This is a genomic window from Mesorhizobium ciceri biovar biserrulae (genome assembly GCF_001618845.1).
GTDB lineage: Bacteria > Pseudomonadota > Alphaproteobacteria > Rhizobiales > Rhizobiaceae > Mesorhizobium > Mesorhizobium ciceri.
Genome location: NZ_CP015064.1, coordinates 2,875,404 through 2,898,092, shown reverse-complemented (window position 1 = coordinate 2,898,092; position 22,689 = coordinate 2,875,404). Strand labels below are relative to the sequence as shown.

The following is a 22,689-nucleotide window of genomic DNA, read 5'->3' as shown; positions in this document are numbered from 1 at the left end:
TGAGCCGCGTCGCGGTCGCGACGCATTCGACAACGACAGCAACCGGGAGGAAGAAATGTCGTCCAATCTGTTCAACCCAACCAGGAGGCAACTCCTCCAGGGAACCGCGGCACTTGCCGCCGCCGGCCTTGTGGGTGTTCGCCCAGGCTTTGCCGCGGCCGTCGACTGGAAGCGCTTTGCCGGCACGACGCTTGACGTCAATCTGGTGAAAAGCCCGCGCAGCGACACCCTGATAAAATATCTCGCCGAGTTCGAGGAGTTGACCGGGATCAAAGTCAATGCCGAGGCAACGCCTGAGCAGCAGCAGCGCCAGAAGACGGTGATCGAATTGAGCTCCGGCAAGCCGAGCTTCGACGTCGTGCATCTGAGCTACCATGTGCAGAAGCGGCAGTTCGAAAAAGGCGGCTGGCTTGCCGACATATCAGGCTATCTCGCCGACCCCACCCTTACCGATCCGGGTCTGGTCGAAAACGATTTCGCCGACGCCGGCATGCTGTTCGCCAAGGACGGTCAGGGCGTGCTGCGCTCGCTGCCCTTCTCGGTCGACTACTGGATCGTTTACTGGAACAAGGAGTTGTTCGAGGCCAAGGGCCTCAAATATCCCGAAACCTTCGAGCAGCTGGTGGCCGCGGCCGAGGCGCTGACCGACCCGTCGACCAATACTTACGGTTTCGTCGCCCGCGGCATCAAGAACGCCAACACGCCGGTGTGGACATCGCTCATGCTCGGCTACGACATGACGCCACTCGACGCTCAGGGCAAGCTGCGCACGACGTCGCCCGAGGCGATCGAGGCCGCCGGCCTCTACCAGCGGCTGATGACCAAATCCGCGCCTCCAGGCGTCACTGGCTTCAACTGGGCCGAAGCGCAGTCCGCCTTCCTGCAAGGCAAGATCGGCATGTGGTTCGATGGCGTCGGCTTTGCCCCGCCGATGGAAAATCCGGAAAAATCGCGGGTGGTCGGCAAGGTCGGCTATGGCGTCATGCCCAAGGGTCCCAAGGCGCACGCAGCTGGCACCTTCGGCGACGGTATCGGCGTGACGGCCACCAGCGAGAAGAAGGAGGCCGCCTATCTGTTCTGCCAGTGGGCAGTGTCGCCGGTCATGGGCGCGCGCCTGCTGCAGGCAGGCGCCGGCGTACCGTTCCGCAAATCGGTGCTCGAAGATCCAAAGGTGCGCGAAGGCGTCACAATGCCGGCAAGCTGGCTCGATGCGGTGGTCGGCTCCGGCAATGTGAGCCGGCTGTCGCTGCCGGTCATCATCCCGGTCACAGAGTTCCGCGACATCTACGGCGTGGCGCTGACCAATTTGATCGCCGGCGCCGATCCCGCCGAGGAGTTGAAGAAGGCTACCGACCAATTCCAGCCGGTCCTCGACAGGAGCGAGCAAGGCTGATGTCCGCCACCACCCCAGAACGCACCGGGGTGACGACGCAAGCCATCGAAGGGAGCCAGACGATCCGGCTGGCTCCCAACTACTGGCCTTTCGTCGTTCCGGCGCTCGTCGTCGTCGGCGCCGTGATCGTCTTTCCCTGGGCTTTCACGCTGTGGATGAGCGTCAACCGCTGGACGCTCGGCCAGTCGCGAAGCTTTGCCGGGATGGAGAATTATCTGCGGCTGGCGTACGACCAACGCTTCTGGGAATCGCTTCTCCATACGTTGAGCTACACCTTCCTTTCGGTTGCCGCGCCGATGTTGCTCGGCACCATCGCCGCCCTGATCTTCGACGCCAGGTTTCCGCTGCGTGGCCTGCTGCGCGGCGTCTTCGTGATGCCTATGATGGCAACGCCCGTCGCCGTGGCGCTGGTCTGGACGATGATGTTCCACCCCCAGCTCGGCGTCCTCAACTATCTTCTGTCGCTGGTCGGCATTCCGGCGCAGGAATGGATCTTCAACGCCAACACGGTCATCCCGTCGCTGGTTGCGGTCGAGACCTGGCAGTGGACGCCGCTGGTGATGCTGATCGTGCTCGGCGGCCTGGCGTCCGTGCCGCGCGAGCCGTTCGAAAGCGCCGAGATCGACGGCGCCAATGCCTGGCAGCAATTCCGCTATCTCACCTTGCCGATGATCGCGCCGTTCCTGATGATCGCGGTGATCATCCGCACCATCGACGCACTGAAGAGTTTCGACATCATCTACGCGATGACCCAGGGCGGGCCGGGCACGGCCTCGGAGACCATCAACATCTATCTCTACAACACCGCCTTCTCCTACTACGACATCGGCTATGGCTCGGCCATGGCCGTGGTGTTCTTCATCGTCATCGTCGCCCTGTCCTTCATCCTCCTGATGTTGCGCCAGCGCTCCCAGTGGATCGGCGTGGAGGGCAAATAGATGAGTTCACGACTGCTCAACCGGATCGGGCTGTTCTTCGCGGCCCTGGTCTTCGTCTCGCCGGCGATCCTGTTCTTCCTCTGGATGATCTCGCTGTCGCTGAAATTCGAGATCGACAACGGCGCCTATCCGCCGATCCTGATCCCCGAACATCTCGCCTGGTCGAACTATGCAAAAGTGTTCGAGGAGAACAATTTCCTGCTCTATCTCTGGAATTCGGTTCTGGTGACCGGCACGGCGACGCTTTTGGCGCTGCTGATCGGCGTGCCGGCCGGCTATGGCATCGCGCGGCTCAAGGCCGAGCGATCGGCGGTGGTCATCATGATCGCCCGCATGACGCCGGGGCTTTCCTATCTCATCCCGCTGTTCCTGCTGTTCCAATGGGTCGGCATTCTCGGCACGCTGTGGCCGCAGATCATCATCCATCTGGTGGTGACCGTGCCGATCGTCGTCTGGGTGATGATCGGCTATTTCGAGACCACCCCGATGGAACTGGAAGAGGCCGCCAACATCGACGGCGCCAGTTCCTGGCAGGTGTTCCGGCTGGTCGCCTTGCCCATCGCCAAGCCGGGCATAGTGGTCGCCTTTATCCTGTCCGTCATCTTCTCATGGAACAATTTCGTCTTCGGCGTGGTGCTCGCCAGCCGTGAGACGCGCACGCTGCCGGTCGCCGTCTACAACATGCTCTCCTACGAGCAAGTGAGCTGGGGGCCGCTCGCCGCCGCGGCCCTGGTGGTGACACTGCCGGTACTGGTCCTGACCATGTTCGCACAAAGGCAGATCGTCGCCGGACTGACCGCGGGCGCCGTCAAGGGCGGCTGAAGGCACGCTACGGCATCGCACTCTTTTTCGAGGAAAACCCAATGGCATCGGTCACAATCAACAACGTGCAAAAGGCTTTCGGAACGGCCAGGATTATCCACGATGTCAGCGTCGATATCGCTGACGGCGAGTTCGTCATCCTGGTCGGCCCGTCGGGCTGCGGGAAGTCGACGCTGCTGCGCATGATTGCCGGACTTGAAACGATCTCGGGCGGCAGGATCGCCATTGGCGATCGCACCGTCAACAATCTGCGGGCGCGCGACCGCAACATCGCCATGGTGTTCCAGAACTACGCGCTCTATCCGCACATGACGGTGGCCGACAATATGGGCTTTGCCCTCAAGATCAAGAAAGCCGATCCGGCCGACACCGCAAGCCGCGTCGGCAGGGCCGCCAGCATCCTGGGCCTCGACAAGCTGCTCGACCGCTATCCGCGCCAGCTCTCCGGCGGCCAGCGCCAGCGCGTCGCCATGGGCCGCGCCATCGTGCGCGACCCGCAAGTCTTCCTGTTCGACGAGCCGCTCAGCAATCTCGACGCCAAATTGCGCGTCCAGATGCGCGGCGAGATCAAGGCGTTGCACCAGCGGCTGGGCACCACCACCATCTACGTCACGCATGATCAGATCGAGGCCATGACCATGGCCGACAAGATCGTCGTGCTGCATGACGGCCTTGTCGAGCAGATCGGTGCGCCGCTCGACCTCTATGACCGTCCGGCCAATCTGTTCGTTGCCGGCTTCATTGGCTCGCCGGCCATGAACTTCATTGCCGGCCGCGTCGAGGAAGGCGTTTTCCGCAGCGCCAGCGGGCTAACCCTACCGTTGCCGGAAGGCATCAACCTGGCAAAAATTCCCGCGGGTGAACTCATCTACGGCATCCGTCCCGAACATATCCGAGCAACGATTTCCCAGGGTATTGCCGGCACGATCGTGCTTCTGGAAGCCACGGGTTCGGAAATCTTCGCCAAGGTCGACTGCGCCGGCGAGGAAATCTCCTGCCTATTCCGGGAGCGGCTTGCGCTAAAGCAAGGCGCGCAGATGCGCATCGAGATCGACCGCGCCTGTGCTCATCTGTTCGACGCCAAGACCGGTCGGCGATTCTAGCGCAAAGGTCTGATATCCCCGCGCAAAGGTCTCAAGCCACGGTTCGCTCTTGCCACTCGCATCGCTTGGCAGCAATCTCGGATCAAAGAGCCGCTCATCGGGTGGATGTCGGCGTCCCGGGGTTTTGCCATGACACGCGATCAGATGCTCGCCCACCTTCGATCCGCCGACGCGGTCGCGCGCGAGGCGGCGGCACATGGGCATCATCCCTTTGGTTGCGTTCTGGTCGGGCCGGATGACCGCGTGCTGATGCGGCAGGGCAATCTCGACACGGTGCGCCATGCCGAGACGGAGCTCGCCCGGCGCGCCGCGGCTGCCTACGAGCCGGAGTTCCTGTGGCAATGCACGCTGGTCTCAACCTTCGAGCCGTGCGCGATGTGCGCCGGCACGATGTATTGGGCCAATATCGGGCGGCTGGTTTACGGGGTCGAGGAGACCGAGCTCCTGGCGCTCACCGGGGATCACGCGGAGAATCCGACGATGAGCCTCTCTTCGCGCACCGTCCTCGGCTCCGGCCAGAAAAAGATCGAGGTCTTTGGCCCCTTCCCCGACATCGCCGACGAGATGCTCGCACCGCACCGCGATTTCTGGAAGCGCTGACGGCTTCGTCCCGGTTGGTAAGGTCGATCAATGGCAGCAGTGACTGTCGGATCGCGGTGGGAGCCACCGCCGCCGTTCAACAAAATCAAAGACTTGTAGAATCAACGATCCGAAGTCGGACGATCTTGTCATGCATTGCCCGTGGCGAGATCCTTGAGAAGGGCGTGCAGACCGTGAAAACTCGCACAGTCGCTGCTTTTCTCAAAGACTCAAAGATCCTAAGTGGCTGATATTTAACGCTAAAACAATGGTGAGCGCGATGGGATTCGAACCCATGACCTACTGATTAAAAGTCAGTTGCTCTACCGGCTGAGCTACGCGCTCCCGCGGGCGAAAGGCGGCCCTCGAAATTGCGCGGAACATAGGGAGAGTGCCTCGACCGGTCAACCGGAAAAAGAGGTCTCGCAAACACGGGCGGCTTCGCCCTGTCGCGGCACTTGTCCCACGCGCTGTCGGGGGGAGAACGGCCAAGGAACGCTGCCATTTATGCCTGACGGTGGCATCCAGTCTGGGGAACAATTGTATGCGCCGCTCGTTTTTCGGGCACAGGGACGTCCGCCAAACCATCGAGGAGAAGACCAATGAACAGAATCACAACGAGCCTGCTGGCGACCGCTCTCTCCGCCACATTCGTTGCGGCGGAGGCGGTGTCGGTTAATGCCCAACCGAACTATGTGCCGCAGTCCCAGGTCGCGGTGCCGGATGTACAGACAGTCCAGTACCGGGAGTGGCGCAAGGACCGCTACAATCGCAATTTTTCGCGTGACCGCAGTTTTTCGCGTGACCGCAATTTTTCCCGCAATCGCGGCGCGTATTGGAACGGCCATCGGGGCTATCGTGAATATCGCCCCGGCTACCGTCGTCACGGCGATTATTGGTTCCCGCTTGCGGCCTTCGCTACCGGCGCGCTGATTACCGGGGCAATCATCAACAACGAAAACAACCGCGTCTACGGGGGCAACGCCCACGTCCAGTGGTGCTACGACCACTATCGCAGCTACCGTGCTTCGGACAACACGTTCCAGCCGAATTACGGCCCTCGCAAAGAGTGCCGTTCGCCTTACTGATCCGAAGTGTGAGTACCGAGTAAAAATGGCCTGCGCCGGCAACAGCGCGGGCCATTTTTCGACGTGTCCAGGCGCGAGAGTGCTGGTCAGTTCGCCCAGCTGATACTTTTGAAAATCAAATAGAGCGCTCCACCCTCACCACGCGGTGAGCGATACGCACCGAGAGCATGGCAAATTCGAACCATTGTTCCCGTCAATTCCCAACCCAGCGCTTCCAGGTCATTGCCGGCGTTGGGCACATAGGCCTGGGCCAACTCATCTATGCTGTTCTTCTCGCCGAAGGAGCGAACCAGCTTGGCGTCGCTGAGAAGCTCGCTGGGCAAATTCGAATTTGCCCAAGCCCACAGCCAATTGCTGGCCTTGGCGCTCGTGGAGCCTGCAATCTGGATCTCAGTGACGATCTTGACGCCTCCTTCATCCGAGAACAGAAGCTTTCCGGCCGTGAGGTCATAGTCATAGCGTGACCAACTGCCGAGGCGAAAATCTCTATGCAAGCGGTCATTCTTGGCATGCAGTTGCTCAACGGCCGTCGCGCCAAGCAGGATACCAGTCTGGCTTCATTCTCCCCTCACCCTGCTGGCTGCTCACTACACACTCAGCGTCCGGCGCACAGCATCGCGCCAACCAGCAAGTTTGGCTGCGCGCGCGGAGCCATCCATGGCCGGCTGGAACCTCCGCTCCAGCGCCCAGCTCTTCGCGAATTTCTTGGCATCCGGCCACACGCCTGCCTTCGACCCGGCGAGCCACGCGGCACCCAGCGCCGTCGTCTCCAGGATGGTCGGACGGTCGACCGGCGCGTCGAGGATGTCGGCCAGCCTCTGCATGGTCCAGTCCGACGCAACCATGCCGCCGTCGACCCGCAGCACGGTCTTGGCCGAAGCTCCCTTCCAGTCCTTACGCATGGCGTCGAGCAGGTCGCGCGTCTGGTAGGCGACGGATTCGAGTGCGGCGCGGGCGAATTCCGCCGGCCCGGAATTGCGCGTCAGCCCGAAAATGGCGCCGCGTGCCTCGGCGTCCCAATGCGGCGCGCCGAGCCCGACGAAGGCCGGCACCAGGTAGACGTTTTGCGTTGGATCAGCCTCGGCAGCCAGCTTACCGCTTTGCTCGGCCTTGCCGATCACCTTGATGCCGTCGCGCAGCCATTGGACCGCGGCGCCGGCAATGAAGATCGAGCCCTCCAGCGCATAAGTGGTCTTGCCGTTCAGCCTGTAGGCAATAGTGGTCAAGAGCCGGTTCTTCGAACGCACAAGGTCGCTGCCGGTGTTGAGCAGCGCAAAGCAGCCCGTGCCGTAGGTGGATTTCATCATGCCCGGCTCGAAACAGGCCTGGCCGATGGTCGCCGCGTGCTGGTCGCCGGCAACGCCAAGGATTCTTATCTCGGCGCCGAAGAGATTTTTCTCCGTGATTCCATAGTCATCGGCGCAGTCCTTTACCTCGGGTAGCATTTTTGCCGGGATGTTCAGTATCGACAGCAGTTCGTCGTCCCAGGCATTCTCAGCGATGTTGTAAACCAGCGTGCGCGAGGCGTTGGTGGCGTCCGTGGCGTGGACCTTGCCGCCGGTCAGCCGCCAGATCAGAAAGCTGTCGATGGTGCCGGCGAGCAACTCGCCCTTCTCGGCACGACGCCGCGCCCCTTTTACCTTGTCCAGCATCCAGGCGATCTTGGTACCGGAAAAATACGGATCAAGCAGCAGGCCAGTTTTTTTGGTGAACTTTTTCTCCAGTCCCTGCTTCTTCAGTTTCTGGCACAGCGGCGTGGTGCGCCGGTCCTGCCAGACAATGGCATTGTGGATCGGCTTGCCGGTCGCCTTGTCCCAGATGACGACGGTTTCGCGCTGATTGGTGATGCCGAGCGCGGCCACTTCGGATGCAGCCCGGCCGGCCTTCTTCAGCGCCGCCTTCACGGTCGTCACCACGCTCGCCCAGATGTCTTCGGGATCGTGCTCGACCCAGCCGGAGGCCGGGTAGTGCTGGATGAATTCCCTCTGCCCGCTGCCGGCGACCTTCATATCGCCGTCGAACAGGATCGCCCGGGTCGAAGTCGTGCCCTGGTCGATGGCAAGGATGTATCCGGTCATTCTGCTTCCCCGCTTAATGCATGTCGCCCAAAGGTGACCTCGGTTTTGGGAGAACGACATGCACAAAAACAAAGACCTAAAGCGCGTTGCATGAATCCGTCTCAACGCGACGCGCTTTAGTCTTTTACACAAACAGGGGAGACGGCAAGATGCCGCCTCCCCCTATTCTCATGATGCTGGCGCGAGCGCCGACACCAAGGCTACTTCTGCCAGCTCTTCACCAATTCGTCGTAGTTGATGGTGATCGGCTTTTCCTTCTCGTTCTCGATCTTCAACTGAGGAGCGAGATTGCCCTTCTTGACCGCGTCGGCGTTCCAGTAGGCGAGGTCATGCTCTTCGGCCATCTTCGGGCCGATATCGCCCTGAACGCCCGACTTCTCGATGCGGCTCATGACCTTTTCCTGTTCGCCGCAGAGCGAGTCCATCGCTTCCTGCGCGGTCTTGGCGCCCGACGACGCATCGCCGATCGCCTGCCACCAGAGCTGTGCCAGCTTCGGATAGTCAGGCACGTTGGTGCCGGTCGGCGACCACTGGACACGGGCCGGCGAACGGTAGAACTCGATCAGGCCGCCGAGCTTCGGAGCCCGCTCGGTGAAGCTCTTGTCGTGGATCGTGCTCTCACGGATGAAGGTCAGGCCGACATGGCTCTTTTTCACGTCGACGGTCTTCGAGGTGACGAACTGCGCGTAGAGCCAGGCGGCCTTGGCGCGGTCGGTCGGCGTCGACTTCATCAGCGTCCAGGAACCGACGTCCTGATAGCCGAGCTTCATGCCGTCCTTCCAGTAGACGCCATGCGGCGACGGCGCCATGCGCCACTTCGGCGTACCGTCGTCGTTCAGCACCGCCTTGGCGCCGGCATCGACCATCGAAGCGGTGAAGGCGGTGTACCAGAAGATCTGCTGGGCAACCGCGCCCTGCGCCGGAACCGGGCCGGATTCGGAGAAGGTCATGCCCTGGGCTTCCGCCGGAGCGTAGGCCTTCAGCCAGTCGAGGTATTTCTGGATCGAGTAGACGGCGGCCGGGCCATTGGTGTCGCCCCCGCGCGCCGTGCAGGAGCCGACCGGACGCGAATTCTCGTCGACCTTAATGCCCCACTCATCGACCGGCAGACCGTTCGGCAGGCCCTTGTCGCCATTGCCGGCCATCGACAGCCAGGCGTCGGTGAACCGCCAGCCGAGCGACGGGTCCTTCTTGCCGTAGTCCATGTGGCCATAGACCTTCTTGCCGTCGATCTCGCGGCCGGTGAAGAACTCGGCGATGTCCTCATAGGCAGACCAGTTGACGGGAACGCCAAGGTCGTAGCCGTACTTGGCCTTGAAGTCCGCCTTGTTCTTCTCGTCGTTGAACCAGTCGTAACGGAACCAGTAGAGGTTCGCGAACTGCTGGTCGGGAAGCTGGTAGAGCTTCTTGTCCGGAGCGGTCGTGAACGAGGTGCCGATAAAATCCTTCAGGTCGAGGTTCGGGTTGGTGACATCCTTGCCCTCGCCCGCCATCCAGTCGGTCAGGTTGCGCACCTGCTGGTAGCGCCAGTGGGTGCCGATCAGGTCGGAATCGTTGACCCAGCCGTCATAAAGGTTCTGACCCGTCTGCATCTGGGTCTGGATCTTCTCGACGACGTCGCCTTCCTGGATGACGTCATGCGTGATCTTGATGCCGGTGATGGCGGTAAAGGCCGGCGCCAGCACCTGCGATTCATACTGGTGCGTGGCGATGGTTTCCGAAACGACCTTGATGTCCATGCCGGCGAAAGGCCTCGCGGCATCGATGAACCACTGCATTTCGGCTTCCTGGCCAGCGCGGTCGAGCGTCGAGAGCGGGCCGATTTCCTTGTCCAGGAAAGCCTTTGCCTCGTCCATCCCGGCATAGGCATTGCCCACGCCCAGCAACAGGACAAGGGCCGTCGTTGATGTTAAAAATTGCCTTCGCATGTGTTTCCTCCACAGTTTTAAGGTTCAAGTGCGATCTGGAGCGGCCGCCGGCACGCGGTCGCTCCAACAGTTTCCCCCTCTATACGTAGCGGAACACGCCAATGGCGTAGACCACGGAGAGAGCGAGAGCCCACCACAGGTTGGATCCGACAAGACCCAACCAAGCGAGATGGATAAAGGCGCTGCCAAGCAGCGACAGGAAAAGACGGTCGCCGCGCGTTGTCTCGAAGCGCAGCACGCCGACGCGCGGATTGCCGCCCGGCGAAGCGTATTCCCAAGCCGCCATGCCGCACAGCAGCAGAAGGATGGTCCCGAAAAAGGCCGCCGTCGGCCACGTCCACGCCATCCAGGTGAGGTCGAAATTCATCGTCAAACCCTCCCCAAGGCGAAGCCCTTGGCGATATAATTGCGCACAAACCAGATGACGAGCGCGCCGGGGATCAACGTCAGCACGCCGGCGGCGGCGAGCAGGCCCCAGTCCATGCCAGCGGCCGAAACCGTGCGGGTCATGGTGGCGGCGATCGGCTTGGCGTCGGTGGTGGTCAGCGTACGGGCGATAAGCAGTTCCACCCACGAGAACATGAAGCAGAAGAAGCAGGCCACGCCGATGCCGCTGGCGATCAGGGGCATGAAGATCCTGACGAAGAAGCGCGGGAACGAATAGCCGTCGATATAGGCGGTTTCGTCGATTTCCTTCGGCACACCCGACATGAAGCCTTCGAGGATCCACACCGCCAGCGGCACGTTGAACAGGCAGTGCGCCAGCGCCACCGCAATGTGCGTGTCGATCAGGCCGAAGGCCGAATAGAGCTGGAAGAACGGCAGCGCGAACACCGCCGGCGGCGCCATGCGGTTGGTCAAGAGCCAGAAGAACAGGTGCTTGTCGCCGAGGAAGCGGTAGCGCGAGAAGGCGTAGGCTGCCGGCAGCGCGGCAGCCACCGAAATCACCATATTCATCACCACATAGGTGATCGAGTTGATGTAGCCCGAGTACCAGGAGGCGTCGGTGAAGATGGTGACGTAGTTGGCGAGCGTCGGCTGGTGCGGATAGAGCGTCAGCGAGGAGACGATCTCGGCATTGGTCTTGAAGCTCATGTTGATGAGCCAGTAGATCGGCAGCAAAAGCACGACGATGTAGACCGTCGGCACGATCCACCACCAGCGCGATTCCTCACCGCGTTTGCGCATCAGCCGGGCGACCTGATCCTGCGACAGTGTGCTCGCCAGTTTGCCCGCTGCTGTGGTCTCGCTCACTCTATCGGCTCTTTCGTTGGCGCCGGTCATCTCAGCGCTCCGCGTCGTAGTTGGTCATCACGGTGTAGAAGACCCATGACAGCAGAAGGACGATGAGGAAGTAGACCAGCGACATGGCTGCGGCCGGACCGAGGTCGAACTGGCCGAGTGCGGTCTTGACGAGGTCGATCGACAGGAATGTCGTCGAGTTGCCGGGACCGCCTCCCGTCACTACGAAGGGTTCGGTATAGATCATGAATGAGTCCATGAAGCGAAGCAGCACGGCGATCAGCAGCACCCTGTTCATCTTCGGCAGCTGGATGTAGCGGAACACCGCCCAGCGCGAGGCGCCATCGATCTTGGCCGCCTGATAGAAGGCATCCGGAATGGAGACCAGGCCGGCATAGCAGAGCAGCACGACGAGGCTGGTCCAGTGCCAGACATCCATGATGATGACGGTGACCCAGGCATCGAACGGATCCTGCACGTAGTTGTAGTCGATGCCGAGCGCGTTGACGTAGTAGCCGAGCAGGCCGATGTCGTTGCGGCCGAAGACCTGCCAGATGGTGCCGACGACGTTCCACGGAATCAGCAGCGGCAGCGCCATCAGGACCAGGCAGACCGGCACGCCCCACCCCTTTTTCGGCATGTTGAGCGCAATGAAGATGCCGAGCGGCACTTCGATGGCCAGGATGATGAAGGAGAAGATCAGGTTGCGTACCATCGCTTCCCAGAAACGGCTGGAAGACAGCAGTTCCTCGAACCACTCAGTGCCGGCCCAGAAGAAGACGTTGTTGCCGAACGTGTCCTGCACCGAATAGTTGACCACGGTCATCAGCGGGATGACCGCCGAGAACGCCACCAGCACCAGCACCGGCAGCACCAGGAACCAGGCCTTGTTGTTCCAGGTCTTTTCCATCTATGCCCCCATCTCGACGCGCCAGGAATCGGCATAGATGTTGATGCCGGCCGGCTCGAACCGCACCTTCGGATCGGCCGGCACGGTCTCGTCCTCGCCGATGACGGCCGCAATCTCGCGGCCTTCGAGCTTGGCGCGGACCACCTTGTGGCGGCCGAGATCCTCGACCTTGCTCACCTGCACGGCCATGCCGTCGCGGCCAAGCCGGACATATTCGGGACGGATGCCGAGTTCGATGGCGCCGCTGCCCGCTTTTGGCGCGCCCGGCAGTTCGATGCGCTGCGAGCCGAGCGTCGCCGTCTTGCCGTCGATGGCCACCGGCATGACGTTCATGCCGGGCGAGCCGATGAAATAACCGACAAAGGTATGGCGTGGCCGTTCGAACAGTTCGGCTGGCGTGCCGATCTGGACGATGCCGCCGTCATACATGACCACGACCTGGTCGGCGAAGGTCAGCGCCTCGGTCTGGTCGTGGGTCACATAGACCATGGTGTAGCCGAAGCGGCGGTGCAGCTGCTTCAGCTGCGAGCGCAGCACCCATTTCATATGCGGGTCGATGACGGTCAGCGGCTCGTCGAACAGGATGGCGTTGACGTCGGAGCGCACGAGCCCGCGGCCGAGCGAGATCTTCTGCTTCTGGTCGGCGGTCAGGCCCCTCGCCTTCTTCTTCGCCCAGGACGCCAGGTCGATCATCTCCAGCGTCTCGCGCACCTTGCGGTCGACATCGGCTTCCGGCACGCCGCGATTGCGCAGCGGGAAGGCCAGATTGTCGTAGACGGTCATGGTGTCGTAGATGACCGGGAACTGGAACACCTGCGCGATATTGCGCTCCTGCGTCGACAAATTGGTCACGTCCTTGCCGTTGAACAGCAACTGACCGTGCGACGGGTGCAGCAATCCCGAAATGATGTTGAGCAGCGTGGTCTTGCCGCAGCCCGATGGCCCGAGCAGCGCATAGGCGCCGCCGTCCTCGAAGGTGTGGTGCACTTCCCTGAGCGCGAAATCGGCATCCTTCCGAGGGTTCGGCAGATAGGAATGCCTGACATGGTTGACGTCTATGCGTGCCATATCTTTCCCCTCAAGCCGCCAGCTTCGGCGCGGCCACGGCACGGCCGTGCTCGTCGAAGACCATGATGTGGCGCGGATCGATGAACACCTCGATCTCGGCGTCGGGTTCGAAGTCGCGGATGCCGTGGCTCAGCATCACCCAGCGCGCGTCCGCGAAATCGAGATGGATGAAGCTTTCCGAGCCGGTGATCTCGGTGATCGTCACCTTGGCGCGCACCGGGACAGCGGCGGCATTGGGCCGATCGAGCGACAGGTGATGCGGCTGAAAACCGACCGTGTACATGGCATCGGCAATGCCGGCGAGATCGGCGGGCACCGGCAGTTTGACCCCACCTTCCAGCAGGAAATCCCCCCCTTTCTTGGCCAGCACGATGGTGTTGAGCGGCGGGTCGGCGAAAGTCTTGGCCGTCACCAGATCGACCGGTTTGCGGAACACGTCGATGGTCGGTCCAAACTGGGTGATGCGCCCTTCGGAAAGCGTCGCCGTGTTGCCGCCGAGCAGCAGCGCTTCGTGCGGCTCGGTCGTGGCGTAGACGAAGATGGTGCCGGCGGCGGCGAAGATCCTGGGCAATTCGGCGCGCAGTTCCTCGCGCAATTTGTAGTCGAGATTGGCGAGCGGTTCGTCGAGCAGCACCAGGCTGGCGTTCTTGACGATGGCGCGCGCCAGTGCGGTGCGCTGCTGCTGGCCACCGGACAGGCTCAGCGGCGTGCGGTCGAGATAGGGCGTCAGCTTGAGAAGTGCTGCGGCATGGCGCACTTCCTTGTCGATCTTCGCCTGATCGGTTCCCGCCACCCTGAGCGGCGAGGCGATGTTCTCGTAGACGGTCATCGCCGGATAGTTGATGAACTGCTGGTAGACCATGGCGATCTTGCGCTTCTGCACCGGCACGCCGGTGACATTCTGGCCGTCGAACCAGATCGAACCGGAGGTTGGCACGTCGAGGCCGGCCATCAGCCGCATCAGGCTGGTCTTGCCCGAAAGCGTCGGTCCGAGCAGGACATTGAGCGAGCCGTGCTGGAGCGTCAGCGACACATCGCTTATATGCGCGACAGCACCGACCGTCTTGGTGACGTTTCTCAGTTCCAGCATGACGCCTCCTCCCAGGCCTTCCGCATCAGCTCAAACCCCTCTTCATTCGGCAGCCGCGACATGGCGCCGGCTTATGCCGTGCATGAATTCATCGAGAGCCGCCACCTGCTCGCGGCTGAGATGCAGACCGCGCTTGGTACGGCGCCACAATACATCTTCCGATGTGACGGCCCATTCGTTTTGAACGAGATAGCGCACCTCGGCCTCGTAGAGATCGGCGCCGAAGTTGCGGCCGAGATCGACGTTCGATTTGGCCAGCCCCAGCAGCATCCTTGCGCGGGTGCCATAGAGCCGGGTCAGCCGGCGAGCCAGGCGCGCGTCGAGGAACGGATAGGCAGTCTTCAGTTTCGCCACTTCGGCATCGAAACCGGTGGCCGGGAAATCGCCGCCCGGCAACGGCGCGTTTGCCGTCCACGGCTTGCCGCGTTTACCCAGAAAACCCTCGATCTTTTCCAGCATCGATTCCGACAGCCGGCGATAGGTGGTGATCTTGCCGCCGAAGGCGTTGACGATCGGGGCGGCACCCTCGCCGCCATCGGCCTTGAGCACATAGTCGCGCGTCGCTTCCTGCGCCTTGGAGGCTCCGTCATCATAGAGCGGACGGACGGCGGAATAGGTCCAGACGATGTCCGAGCGCTTGACGGCTTCAGCGAAATATTCGCTTGCTGCGGCGCAGAGATAGTCGATCTCGGTGTCGCTGATCCTCACGTCATGCGGATCGCCGGGATAATCCTGGTCCGTGGTGCCGATCAGGGTGAACTCTTCCTCATAGGGAATGGCGAAGATGATGCGACCATCCCTGTTCTGGAAGAAATAGGCGCGCGGATCGTCGAATTTCCTGGCGATGACGATGTGGCTGCCCTGCACGAGGCGGACATTGTGCACATCGTTGAGGCCGACGACGCCGGAAAGCACATGATCGACCCAGGGGCCGGCGGCATTGACCAGCAGTCGCGCCTTGATCTCCTCGGTCTCGCCGGTCTGCAGATCCTCGACCTGGACCGTCCACAGACTGTTTTCGCGGCGCGCGCCGACCACTTTCGTACGGGTGCGGACCGTTGCGCCGCGGTCGGCCGCATCACGTGCATTCAGCGCCACCAGCCGCGCATCATTGACCCAGCCATCCGAATATTCGAAGGCCTTCTTGAATAGCGGCTTCAAAGGCTTGCCGGCCGGATCCCTGGCCATGTCCAGCGTCCGGGTCGCCGGCAGCAATTTGCGCCCGCCAATGTGGTCGTAGAGGAAGAGACCGAGCCTGATCAGCCAGGCCGGGCGCAGGCCCTTGGCATAGGGCAGCACGAAGCGCATCGGCCAGATGATGTGCGGCGCGTTCTTCCACAGAACCTCGCGCTCCATCAGCGCTTCGCGCACCAGGCGGAATTCGTAGAATTCGAGGTAGCGCAGGCCGCCATGAATCAATTTGGTCGAGCCCGAGGAGGTCCCGCTGGCGAGGTCGTTCATCTCGGCGAGAAAGACGGAAAAGCCACGCCCGACGGCGTCGCGGGCGATACCGCAGCCATTGATGCCGCCGCCTATGACGAAAATGTCACGGATCGGAGATGCGTCCACAAATTCCTCCAGCGATTTCGCATTGCACCATTTTTGGGCTTTTACGAAACCGTGTCGGAATTATTTCGAAATGATAACGAATGTCAAACGAAATATCACGGGCGCGTGATATCAGCTGAAAACCGCCTAGGCGAGCGACGTCTCGATCAGCTGAACCTCGGCCTCCTGGCAGATCTTGCGCACCGAGGGGATGTCGCAGCGGTCGGTGATGAAGGTGTTGACCTGCGACAGATGGCCGATGCGCACCGGTGCGGTTCGCTCGAATTTGGTCTGGTCGGAAACTAGGATGACATGCCTTGCATTGGCGATGATCGCCTGCGCCACCTTGACCTCGCGAAAATCGAAGTCGAGCAAGGCGCCGTCATGGTCGATGGCGGATGCGCCGATCACCGCGTAATCGACCTTGAACTGCCTGATGAAATCGACCGCCGCCTCGCCGACCACACCGCCATCGGAACCGCGCACGACACCACCGGCGATCACCACTTCGATCGACGGATATATCCGCATCCTATTGGCAACATTGATGTTATTGGTGATGACCATGAGACCGTTGTGATCGAGCAACGCCTTGCTGACCGACTCGGTCGTGGTGCCGATGTTGATGAACAGCGAGGCGTTGTCGGGGATCAGCCTGGCTGCCGCACGGCCGATCGCCTCCTTCTCGTCGGCGGCAATCTTGCGTCTCGCCTCATACTCCATGTTCTCGATGCCGGAGGGGTACAGCGCGCCGCCATGGATGCGCGAGAGCAGCCGCTGATCGCACAAATCGTTGAGGTCCTTGCGTATGGTCTGCGGCGTCACATTGAAGTGGTTGGCCAGATCATCGACCAGCACGCGGCCGTGATCCTTGGCCATCTGGATAATCTCGGCATGGCGCGGCGACAGATACATGGGCAACCTCCCGTTTTCGTTTTTCTTGTCTATAGTCGAAAACGAAACCGATGAAAAGGCATAAGCCGGCTAACGAAATCAGCGACCCAGGCCACGTGCGATTTCAGTAATCACCACAAAAGCCGTTTCGACATCGGCGGCGGTCGCCTCGAACTGTCCGACCTGGAACCGGATTGCGATCAGTCCATCAACCTTCGTCTGCGTCAGGTAGATGCGGCCATCGTCGTTGATCGCATTGACAAGGCGCAGATTGTGCTCGTCCCCGTCGGTTGCGGTCTTGTGCCGGAACGAGAACAACGACAGCATCGGTTCGCTGACGATCTGGAAATCCGGCTCCCTTGCCAGCCGCGCCGCCAGCCCTTCGCTCCACGCGACATGATTGCGGATCATCGCGCGCAGGCGTTCCAGGCCATGGGCGCGCAGCAGGAACCATAATTTCAACGCGCGAAATCGCCTGCCGAGCGGTACCGACCATTCGGAATAGTTGATGATGCCGTCATGACCGTGCGTCTTCAGATAATCCGGCTTGATGGCCAGCGTCCTGACATGGCTTTCAGGGTCGCGCAGGAACTGGATCGAGCAGTCGAACTGAGCGCCCAGCCATTTGTGCGGATTGAAAACGATCGAATCGGCGCCTTCGACGCCTGTCCAGAAATGCCGATATTCCGGACAGATCATCGCCGATCCCGCCCAGGCGGCATCGACATGGAGATAAAGCCCATGCCGCCGTGCCACCTCGGCAACCGCAGCAATGTCGTCGGTGCCGCCAGTGCTGGTGCCGCCGACGCAAGCGATGATGCCCGCCGGCAGCATGCCGGCTTCCCGGTCGGCGACGATTGCCGCCTCGAGCGCGGCCGTGTCCATGGCGCGAAAGCGGCCGCTGACGGGAATGCGCACGAGATTGTCCTCGCCGATGCCGGACACCCAGATCGCCCGGTCGATCGAAGTGTGCACCTGGTCGGAGGAGTAGATGCGCAGCCGCGCCTGCCCTGCCAGGCCCTGTTTGTTGCCTTGCCAGTCGAGTGCCCGTTCGCGCATGGTCAGCACCGCGGCCAACGTCGCCGATGAGGCTGAATCCTGGATTACGCCCGAGAAGCCTTCCGGCAGACCGAGCGCCTGGCGCATCCAGTCGACGGTGCGCGTTTCGAGTTCGGTCGCCGCCGGCGACGTCTGCCACAGCATGCATTGCGCGGCCATCGCCGAAACCAGATATTCCGCCACCACCGAAACCGGCGCCGCATTGGCCGGGAAATAGGCGAAGAAGCGCGGATGCTGCCAATGCGTCATTCCCGGCAGGATCTTCTCTTCGAAATCGGCGAAGATCCGGTCCATCGGTTCGGCGTCTTCGGGCGGCGAAACCTCGATGCTTCTAGAAATGGCGCCGGGTTCTACCAGTGGCCGCACGGGGCGGTCGCGCAGATTGTTGCGATAGTCAGCGCCCCAGTCGGCGGCGCGCCGCGACCATTGCCGGAAATCATCATTGTTCATCCTGTCCTCCCGACATGATCCATCGCTACCATCCGTCGCGGTTGATCTCTTATTAATTAACGCGTGAAATATATGCAACCAGCAACGGATGCCGCACGCCTCAGCCAGGGAAATCCGGCAGGCTGGCAAAAGCCGTCTTCAGCGCATTCGACCAGCCGTCGGAGATCGTGCGGTAATACTGGTCGTCCTGGCCGATCCGCTTCTTCAATCCGACCTTGAAAGCGTCCTTCTCCAGGAAGAGCAGGTCGAGCGGCAAGCCGACAGACAGGTTCGACTTCAACGTCGAATCGAAAGACACCAAAAGCAGCTTCACCGTCTCGGCGAGGCTCATCGTCTTTTCGTAGGCGCGGATGATGATCGGCTTGCCGTATTTGGTCTCGCCTATCTGGAAGAACGGCGTGTCATCGGTCGATTCGATGAAATTGCCTTCGGGATAGATCATGAACAGGCGCGGCTCGCTGCCCTTGATCTGACCGCCGAGGATGAAGGACGCATTGAAATAGGAATCCGCCTTCTCGCCAGCGGGTGACGAATTGGCGATAACCTCCTTGACCGTGTCGCCAACAATGCGGACCGTTTGGTACATCGACGGCGTTTCGAGCAGTGTGGAATGTCTTTCAGAGATTGCCTTGGTGCGCTCGTCAAGCAGGCTGACCACGGCCTGCGTCGTCGCCAGATTGCCCGCCGACATCAAAACGATGACGCGTTCGCCCGGCTCTTCCCAGACATGCATCTTGCGAAAGGTGGAGATGGAATCCATGCCTGCATTGGTGCGCGTGTCGGACATGAACACGAGCCCGCGATCGATCTTCAGGCCAACGCAATAGGTCATGGAATCTCTTCTAGAGCAATTCCAGGAAAAGTGTGAAGCGGTTTTCCGTCCGGAACTGCGTTAAAACAAAGGGATAGAGCGGTTCGGGGTTTCTTGAAACGATGAATCGCTCGGCAGCAATCTTGCGGAGGATTACTGCTCCACCGTGACGGTGACCGCAAGCTGTTCTTCCGCCTGTCCCAGCCGAATTCCCGACACCGGCGTGGCGTCGCGGTAATCGCGGCCCGTCGCCACCTTTACATAACGCTCGTCGGGCGAGATGCCATTGGCGGCATCGAAGGCAACCCAGCCGAGTCCAGAAACATGCGCTTCGGCCCAGGCATGGCTGGCCGCCTGCTCGACCGTCGCATCCAGCATCAGATAGCCGCTGACATAGCGGGCCGGAAAGCCCATGGCACGGGCGGCGGCGGCAAAGATATGGGTATGATCCTGGCAGACCCCGGTCTTGAGCGCCAAGGCTTCCTCCGCCGGCGTCGTCGCATTGGTCGTGCCGGGCGTGTAGGCGACGCGCTCTCCGATGACAGCCATCAGCCGGTGCAGCCGTTCGATGTCGCTGCCCTTGCCAACCGATGCGGCGAGTTCGCGGATACCGCTGCCGATCACCGTCAATGGTGTCTCATGGCTGTACAGCCAGAGCGGCGTGAAGCCCTGGTGTGGCCCCGAGACGCCCGCGGTGTCGCGCGTCACCACTTCGCCCGACGCCTCCACCGTGATGAAGTCGCGCTCGCCCTCGACGCTCAACAGCCTTGTGTCGTTGCCGAAATGGTCGACAAAGCGGACCTCTTCGCGCGCGCCTTCGATCGCCAGAGCCCAGGACAGAACGGTCTGCGTCGACCCGCTGACCGGAAGCAGCCGCAGCCGCTGCAACAGATAGTGCACCGGCGTATCGTAACGGTACTCAGTTCGGTGGGTAATCTTCAGCCGCATGCTTCTATTCCGTTTGTGAGCGCGATCTCCGGACAAACGGTTTCCGTTTGTCTAAGAAAACCGGCTCCACCTTTCGGGACCATGCTCAATTGAACCGATAATCTTGTGCGATTTCGTCGCCCAGCTTGGTGTTGTCGCGAATGAAATTGGCCAGGAATTCATGCAGCCCGGTATCGAAGATATCCTTGATCGACCCGGCTCTCAGCATTGTCTGCGTCTTCTCGGCCGTTGCGTGGCAGGCATGGCGCTCGCCGTAATCGTCGCCGAGGAATTTCAGATGCTCCGACAGGAAGCGATAGCAGAACATCAGCGAACGCGGCATGCGGACATTGAGGATCAGATAGTCGGCAATGTTGGTCGGCTTGTAATCAGCATCGTAGACCCAGCGATAGGAGCGATGCGCCGAGACCGAACGCAGGATCGATTCCCACTGATAATTGTCGAGCGTCGAGCCAACCCAGGAGATCGACGGCAGCAGCACATAATATTTCACGTCGAGGATGCGCGCCGTGTTGTCGGCGCGCTCGACGTAAGTGCCGAGTTGCGAGAAGTCGAAGATCTCGTTGCGCAGCATGGTGCCGTAGAACGAGCCGCGGATCAGCGCCGTCTCGCGCTTGATGGCGTCGAGCACGCTTGGCAGGTCGCGCTCGTCGATCGGCTTGGCCAGCATCCGCTTCAGCGCCATCCAGGCTTCGTTGATGCTTTCCCAGGTCTCGCGCGTCAGCGCGGTGCGCACCATGCGGGCATTGTTGCGGGCTGTCTCGATGGACGACATCGTGCTCGATGGGTTCGACGTGTCGCGCAACAGGAAGTCGGCGACATTGGCGGCGGTATAGTCGGAATATTTCTGGCTGAAGGTGACGTCGGAACCAGCGCTGAGCAGCACCGAATTCCACTCTTCCGAGGCGCTTTGGGTGCGGGTCAGCGCCATGCGCAGGCCGGCATCGACCAAGCGCGCCATGTTTTCCGCCCGCTCGATATAGCGGTTCATCCAATAGAGCCCGTTTGCGGTGCGGCCTAAAAGCATGAAGTGGCCCTTCGGGCTAGTGAGTAGCGAATAGTGAGCAGTGAATATTAAGCAATTGAATCTCAATGAAATATGGCATTTCCTGTCCCTCTATTTCCGCTACTGACTACTGACTATTCCCTACTCACTCGTCTCAATCATCCAACACCCAAGTATCTTTCGTCCCGCCACCCTGCGACGAGTTCACAACCAGCGAACCTTCCTTCAACGCGACGCGTGTGAGGCCCCCAGGCACGATCTGGATGCGGTCGGAGACCAGCACATAGGGCCTGAGATCGACGTGGCGCGGCGCCAGCCCTTTTTCCGTCAGGATCGGGCATGTCGACAGCGCCAGCGTCGGCTGGGCAATGTAATTCGATGGCTTGGCCGCCAACTTCTTGGCGAAGGTCTCGCATTCCTTCTTGGTTGCCGCAGGCCCGACCAGCATGCCGTAGCCGCCGGAACCGTGCACTTCCTTGATCACCAGCTCGTCGATGTGTTCGAGCACGTATTTCAGGCTGTCGGGCTCCGAGCAGCGCCAGGTCGGAATGTTGCCCAGGATTGCCTTGCGACCGGTGTAGAACTCGATGATCTCGGGCATGTAGGAATAGATCGCCTTGTCGTCGGCTATTCCGGTGCCCGGCGCATTGGCGATGGTGATGTTGCCGGCGCGATAGACATCCATGATGCCGGGTATGCCAAGTGCGGAATCCGGACGGAACGTCAACGGGTCGAGGAACGAATCATCGACGCGGCGGTAGAGCACATCGATCTGCTTGTAGCCTTCCGTCGTGCGCATGGCGACATGGCCGTCGACCACGCGCAGGTCCTGGCCTTCGACCAACTGCACGCCCATCTGGTCGGCAAGGAAGGCGTGTTCGAAATAGGCGGAGTTAAAGCTGCCGGGCGTCAGCACCGCAATGGTCGGCGCACCTTTGGTGCTTTGCGGCCGCACCGCCGCCAGCGACTGACGCAGAAGCTGCGGGTAGTTTTCCACCGGCCGCACCTTGATCTTCTGGAACAGTTCGGGGAACAGCTGCATCATCGTCTCGCGGTTCTCCAGCATGTAGGAGACGCCCGACGGCGTGCGCGCATTGTCCTCCAGCACGTAGAACTCGTCCTCCGAGATGCGGACGATGTCGACGCCGATGATGTGGGTATAGACGCCGGCCGGCGGCCTGACCCCGATCATCTCCGGCAGGAATGCCTCATTCCTGGCGATCAATTCCCTGGGGACGCGCCCTGCCCGCAGGATTTCCTGGCGATGGTAGATGTCGTCGAGGAAGGCGTTCAGCGCCTGCACGCGCTGCTCGATGCCCTGCGTGAGGCGCCGCCATTCATTGCCTGAAATGATGCGGGGAACGATGTCGAACGGGATCAGCCGCTCGGAGGCTTCTTGCTCACCATAGACGGCGAAGGTGATGCCGGTCTTGCGGAAGACGCGCTCAGCGTCCTGCATCTTCTCGGTCAGCCTGGCTGGATCCTGCTCCTTCAGCCAGCGATCATACGCCGAATACGGTCTTCTCAATCCGGAGACTTCCGGAAGCATTTCATCGAACGCTGCCAATCGCATACTCCCCTGTGACGCCATTTCACTGGCGTCGCCGGAGAAAATCAAGCGCAATCGGTGATTTGGGAGATACGGGCGATCAGTATGTTGCGCCTGCCTAAAATTGAGGCAGCTGAAATATGACCTTGATCAGCCTTTGCCTCGTGCCCGGGCAAATGCGTTTA

21 protein-coding genes and 1 tRNA gene are annotated in these 22,689 nt (G+C 61.2%); 6 read left to right on the top strand and 16 right to left on the bottom strand.

The genetic code is table 11. The annotated features are described in order from the left end of the window. Positions 1-55: 55 nt before the first annotated feature. The 5 genes from A4R29_RS13335 (at position 56) to A4R29_RS13315 (ending at position 4,856) form a co-directional block, all read left to right on the top strand. Positions 56-1,393, top strand: a complete 1,338-nt coding sequence (locus A4R29_RS13335; RefSeq protein WP_027161536.1) for an ABC transporter substrate-binding protein — start codon at positions 56-58, stop codon at positions 1,391-1,393. Continuing rightward, a complete protein-coding gene (locus tag A4R29_RS13330) occupies positions 1,393-2,331 on the top strand; it encodes a carbohydrate ABC transporter permease (protein WP_013531801.1) in 939 nt (312 codons plus the stop codon). Before A4R29_RS13335 ends, A4R29_RS13330 begins: the two co-directional genes overlap by 1 nt. Beyond that, positions 2,332-3,153 carry a carbohydrate ABC transporter permease gene (locus tag A4R29_RS13325; RefSeq protein ID WP_013531802.1) on the top strand — a complete coding sequence of 274 codons (822 nt, stop codon included), beginning with the start codon at positions 2,332-2,334 and terminating at the stop codon, positions 3,151-3,153. It abuts the gene before it with no gap. A 41-nt stretch (positions 3,154-3,194) separates the two neighbouring features. After that, positions 3,195-4,256: an ABC transporter ATP-binding protein gene (locus A4R29_RS13320; RefSeq protein WP_063172090.1), complete on the top strand. Its 1,062-nt coding sequence runs from the start codon at positions 3,195-3,197 to the stop codon at positions 4,254-4,256. A gap of 129 nt (positions 4,257-4,385) precedes the next feature. Then, on the top strand, positions 4,386-4,856 hold the full coding sequence (locus tag A4R29_RS13315; protein WP_063173672.1) for a nucleoside deaminase: 471 nt from the start codon (positions 4,386-4,388) through the stop codon (positions 4,854-4,856). Between the two features lie 248 nt (positions 4,857-5,104). On the opposite strand, the gene A4R29_RS13310 is transcribed toward A4R29_RS13315, so the two are convergent. Further along, positions 5,105-5,180 (bottom strand) — tRNA-Lys (locus A4R29_RS13310). Positions 5,181-5,437: 257 nt separating this feature from the next. Here A4R29_RS13310 and A4R29_RS13305 point away from each other — a divergent pair. Continuing rightward, positions 5,438-5,923, top strand: coding sequence for a BA14K family protein (locus A4R29_RS13305; RefSeq protein WP_013531805.1), 486 nt, complete (start codon positions 5,438-5,440; stop codon positions 5,921-5,923). An 86-nt stretch (positions 5,924-6,009) separates the two neighbouring features. Here the strand turns inward: A4R29_RS13305 and A4R29_RS13300 are convergent, their stop codons facing one another. The 15 genes from A4R29_RS13300 to A4R29_RS13230 form a co-directional block, all read right to left on the bottom strand. After that, positions 6,010-6,417, bottom strand: a complete 408-nt coding sequence (locus A4R29_RS13300) for a DUF6882 domain-containing protein (protein ID WP_224672845.1) — start codon at positions 6,415-6,417, stop codon at positions 6,010-6,012. 93 nt (positions 6,418-6,510) lie between these two features. Then, the gene (gene glpK, locus A4R29_RS13295; protein WP_063172089.1) at positions 6,511-8,001 is read right to left on the bottom strand and encodes a glycerol kinase GlpK; all 1,491 of its coding nucleotides are present in this window, start codon (positions 7,999-8,001) and stop codon (positions 6,511-6,513) included. 200 nt (positions 8,002-8,201) lie between these two features. Further along, positions 8,202-9,929 (bottom strand): ABC transporter substrate-binding protein, encoded by a 1,728-nt coding sequence (locus A4R29_RS13290; RefSeq protein WP_063172088.1) that lies wholly within the window; start codon positions 9,927-9,929, stop codon positions 8,202-8,204. 79 nt (positions 9,930-10,008) lie between these two features. Further along, the gene (locus tag A4R29_RS13285) at positions 10,009-10,296 is read right to left on the bottom strand and encodes a DUF2160 domain-containing protein (protein ID WP_013531808.1); all 288 of its coding nucleotides are present in this window, start codon (positions 10,294-10,296) and stop codon (positions 10,009-10,011) included. Between the two features lie 2 nt (positions 10,297-10,298). Beyond that, positions 10,299-11,213 (bottom strand): carbohydrate ABC transporter permease, encoded by a 915-nt coding sequence (locus A4R29_RS13280; RefSeq protein WP_063167946.1) that lies wholly within the window; start codon positions 11,211-11,213, stop codon positions 10,299-10,301. Position 11,214: 1 nt separating this feature from the next. After that, positions 11,215-12,081 carry a carbohydrate ABC transporter permease gene (locus tag A4R29_RS13275; RefSeq protein ID WP_013531810.1) on the bottom strand — a complete coding sequence of 289 codons (867 nt, stop codon included), beginning with the start codon at positions 12,079-12,081 and terminating at the stop codon, positions 11,215-11,217. Then, complete coding sequence (locus A4R29_RS13270; protein WP_013531811.1) at positions 12,082-13,149, bottom strand: ABC transporter ATP-binding protein; 1,068 nt, start codon at positions 13,147-13,149, stop codon at positions 12,082-12,084. Between the two features lie 10 nt (positions 13,150-13,159). Next, entirely contained in the window at positions 13,160-14,239 is a 1,080-nt protein-coding gene (locus A4R29_RS13265; RefSeq protein ID WP_024503497.1) for an ABC transporter ATP-binding protein, read from the bottom strand. A gap of 42 nt (positions 14,240-14,281) precedes the next feature. Then, positions 14,282-15,808: a glycerol-3-phosphate dehydrogenase gene (glpD, locus tag A4R29_RS13260; RefSeq protein WP_063172087.1), complete on the bottom strand. Its 1,527-nt coding sequence runs from the start codon at positions 15,806-15,808 to the stop codon at positions 14,282-14,284. Positions 15,809-15,934: 126 nt separating this feature from the next. Beyond that, positions 15,935-16,702: a DeoR/GlpR family DNA-binding transcription regulator gene (locus A4R29_RS13255; protein ID WP_013531814.1), complete on the bottom strand. Its 768-nt coding sequence runs from the start codon at positions 16,700-16,702 to the stop codon at positions 15,935-15,937. Between the two features lie 78 nt (positions 16,703-16,780). Beyond that, entirely contained in the window at positions 16,781-18,190 is a 1,410-nt protein-coding gene (locus tag A4R29_RS13250; RefSeq protein WP_063172086.1) for a pyridoxal phosphate-dependent decarboxylase family protein, read from the bottom strand. A gap of 100 nt (positions 18,191-18,290) precedes the next feature. After that, a complete protein-coding gene (locus A4R29_RS13245; protein ID WP_013531816.1) occupies positions 18,291-19,022 on the bottom strand; it encodes a proteasome-type protease in 732 nt (243 codons plus the stop codon). A 132-nt stretch (positions 19,023-19,154) separates the two neighbouring features. Then, positions 19,155-19,949 (bottom strand): transglutaminase family protein, encoded by a 795-nt coding sequence (locus A4R29_RS13240; RefSeq protein ID WP_063172085.1) that lies wholly within the window; start codon positions 19,947-19,949, stop codon positions 19,155-19,157. An 85-nt stretch (positions 19,950-20,034) separates the two neighbouring features. Beyond that, positions 20,035-20,976: an alpha-E domain-containing protein gene (locus A4R29_RS13235; RefSeq protein ID WP_024503501.1), complete on the bottom strand. Its 942-nt coding sequence runs from the start codon at positions 20,974-20,976 to the stop codon at positions 20,035-20,037. A 133-nt stretch (positions 20,977-21,109) separates the two neighbouring features. Next, positions 21,110-22,522, bottom strand: coding sequence for a circularly permuted type 2 ATP-grasp protein (locus A4R29_RS13230; protein ID WP_024503502.1), 1,413 nt, complete (start codon positions 22,520-22,522; stop codon positions 21,110-21,112). Positions 22,523-22,689: the final 167 nt, after the last annotated feature.

Bases quoted from the DNA above. Each gene is read 5' to 3' on its own strand.
- A4R29_RS13265 (WP_024503497.1), bottom strand. From the start codon at position 14,239: ATGCTGGAACTGAGAAACGTCACCAAGACGGTCGGTGCTGTCGCGCAT.
- A4R29_RS13245 (WP_013531816.1), bottom strand. From the start codon at position 19,022: ATGACCTATTGCGTTGGCCTGAAGATCGATCGCGGGCTCGTGTTCATG.
- A4R29_RS13240 (WP_063172085.1), bottom strand. From the start codon at position 19,949: ATGCGGCTGAAGATTACCCACCGAACTGAGTACCGTTACGATACGCCG.
- A4R29_RS13325 (WP_013531802.1), top strand. From the start codon at position 2,332: ATGAGTTCACGACTGCTCAACCGGATCGGGCTGTTCTTCGCGGCCCTG.
- A4R29_RS13330 (WP_013531801.1), top strand. From the start codon at position 1,393: ATGTCCGCCACCACCCCAGAACGCACCGGGGTGACGACGCAAGCCATC.
- A4R29_RS13320 (WP_063172090.1), top strand. From the start codon at position 3,195: ATGGCATCGGTCACAATCAACAACGTGCAAAAGGCTTTCGGAACGGCC.
- glpK (WP_063172089.1), bottom strand. From the start codon at position 8,001: ATGACCGGATACATCCTTGCCATCGACCAGGGCACGACTTCGACCCGG.
- A4R29_RS13255 (WP_013531814.1), bottom strand. From the start codon at position 16,702: ATGTATCTGTCGCCGCGCCATGCCGAGATTATCCAGATGGCCAAGGAT.
- A4R29_RS13270 (WP_013531811.1), bottom strand. From the start codon at position 13,149: ATGGCACGCATAGACGTCAACCATGTCAGGCATTCCTATCTGCCGAAC.
- A4R29_RS13315 (WP_063173672.1), top strand. From the start codon at position 4,386: ATGACACGCGATCAGATGCTCGCCCACCTTCGATCCGCCGACGCGGTC.
- A4R29_RS13235 (WP_024503501.1), bottom strand. From the start codon at position 20,976: ATGCTTTTAGGCCGCACCGCAAACGGGCTCTATTGGATGAACCGCTAT.
- A4R29_RS13280 (WP_063167946.1), bottom strand. From the start codon at position 11,213: ATGACCGGCGCCAACGAAAGAGCCGATAGAGTGAGCGAGACCACAGCA.
- A4R29_RS13335 (WP_027161536.1), top strand. From the start codon at position 56: ATGTCGTCCAATCTGTTCAACCCAACCAGGAGGCAACTCCTCCAGGGA.
- A4R29_RS13275 (WP_013531810.1), bottom strand. From the start codon at position 12,081: ATGGAAAAGACCTGGAACAACAAGGCCTGGTTCCTGGTGCTGCCGGTG.
- A4R29_RS13290 (WP_063172088.1), bottom strand. From the start codon at position 9,929: ATGCGAAGGCAATTTTTAACATCAACGACGGCCCTTGTCCTGTTGCTG.
- A4R29_RS13305 (WP_013531805.1), top strand. From the start codon at position 5,438: ATGAACAGAATCACAACGAGCCTGCTGGCGACCGCTCTCTCCGCCACA.
- A4R29_RS13250 (WP_063172086.1), bottom strand. From the start codon at position 18,190: ATGAACAATGATGATTTCCGGCAATGGTCGCGGCGCGCCGCCGACTGG.
- A4R29_RS13285 (WP_013531808.1), bottom strand. From the start codon at position 10,296: ATGAATTTCGACCTCACCTGGATGGCGTGGACGTGGCCGACGGCGGCC.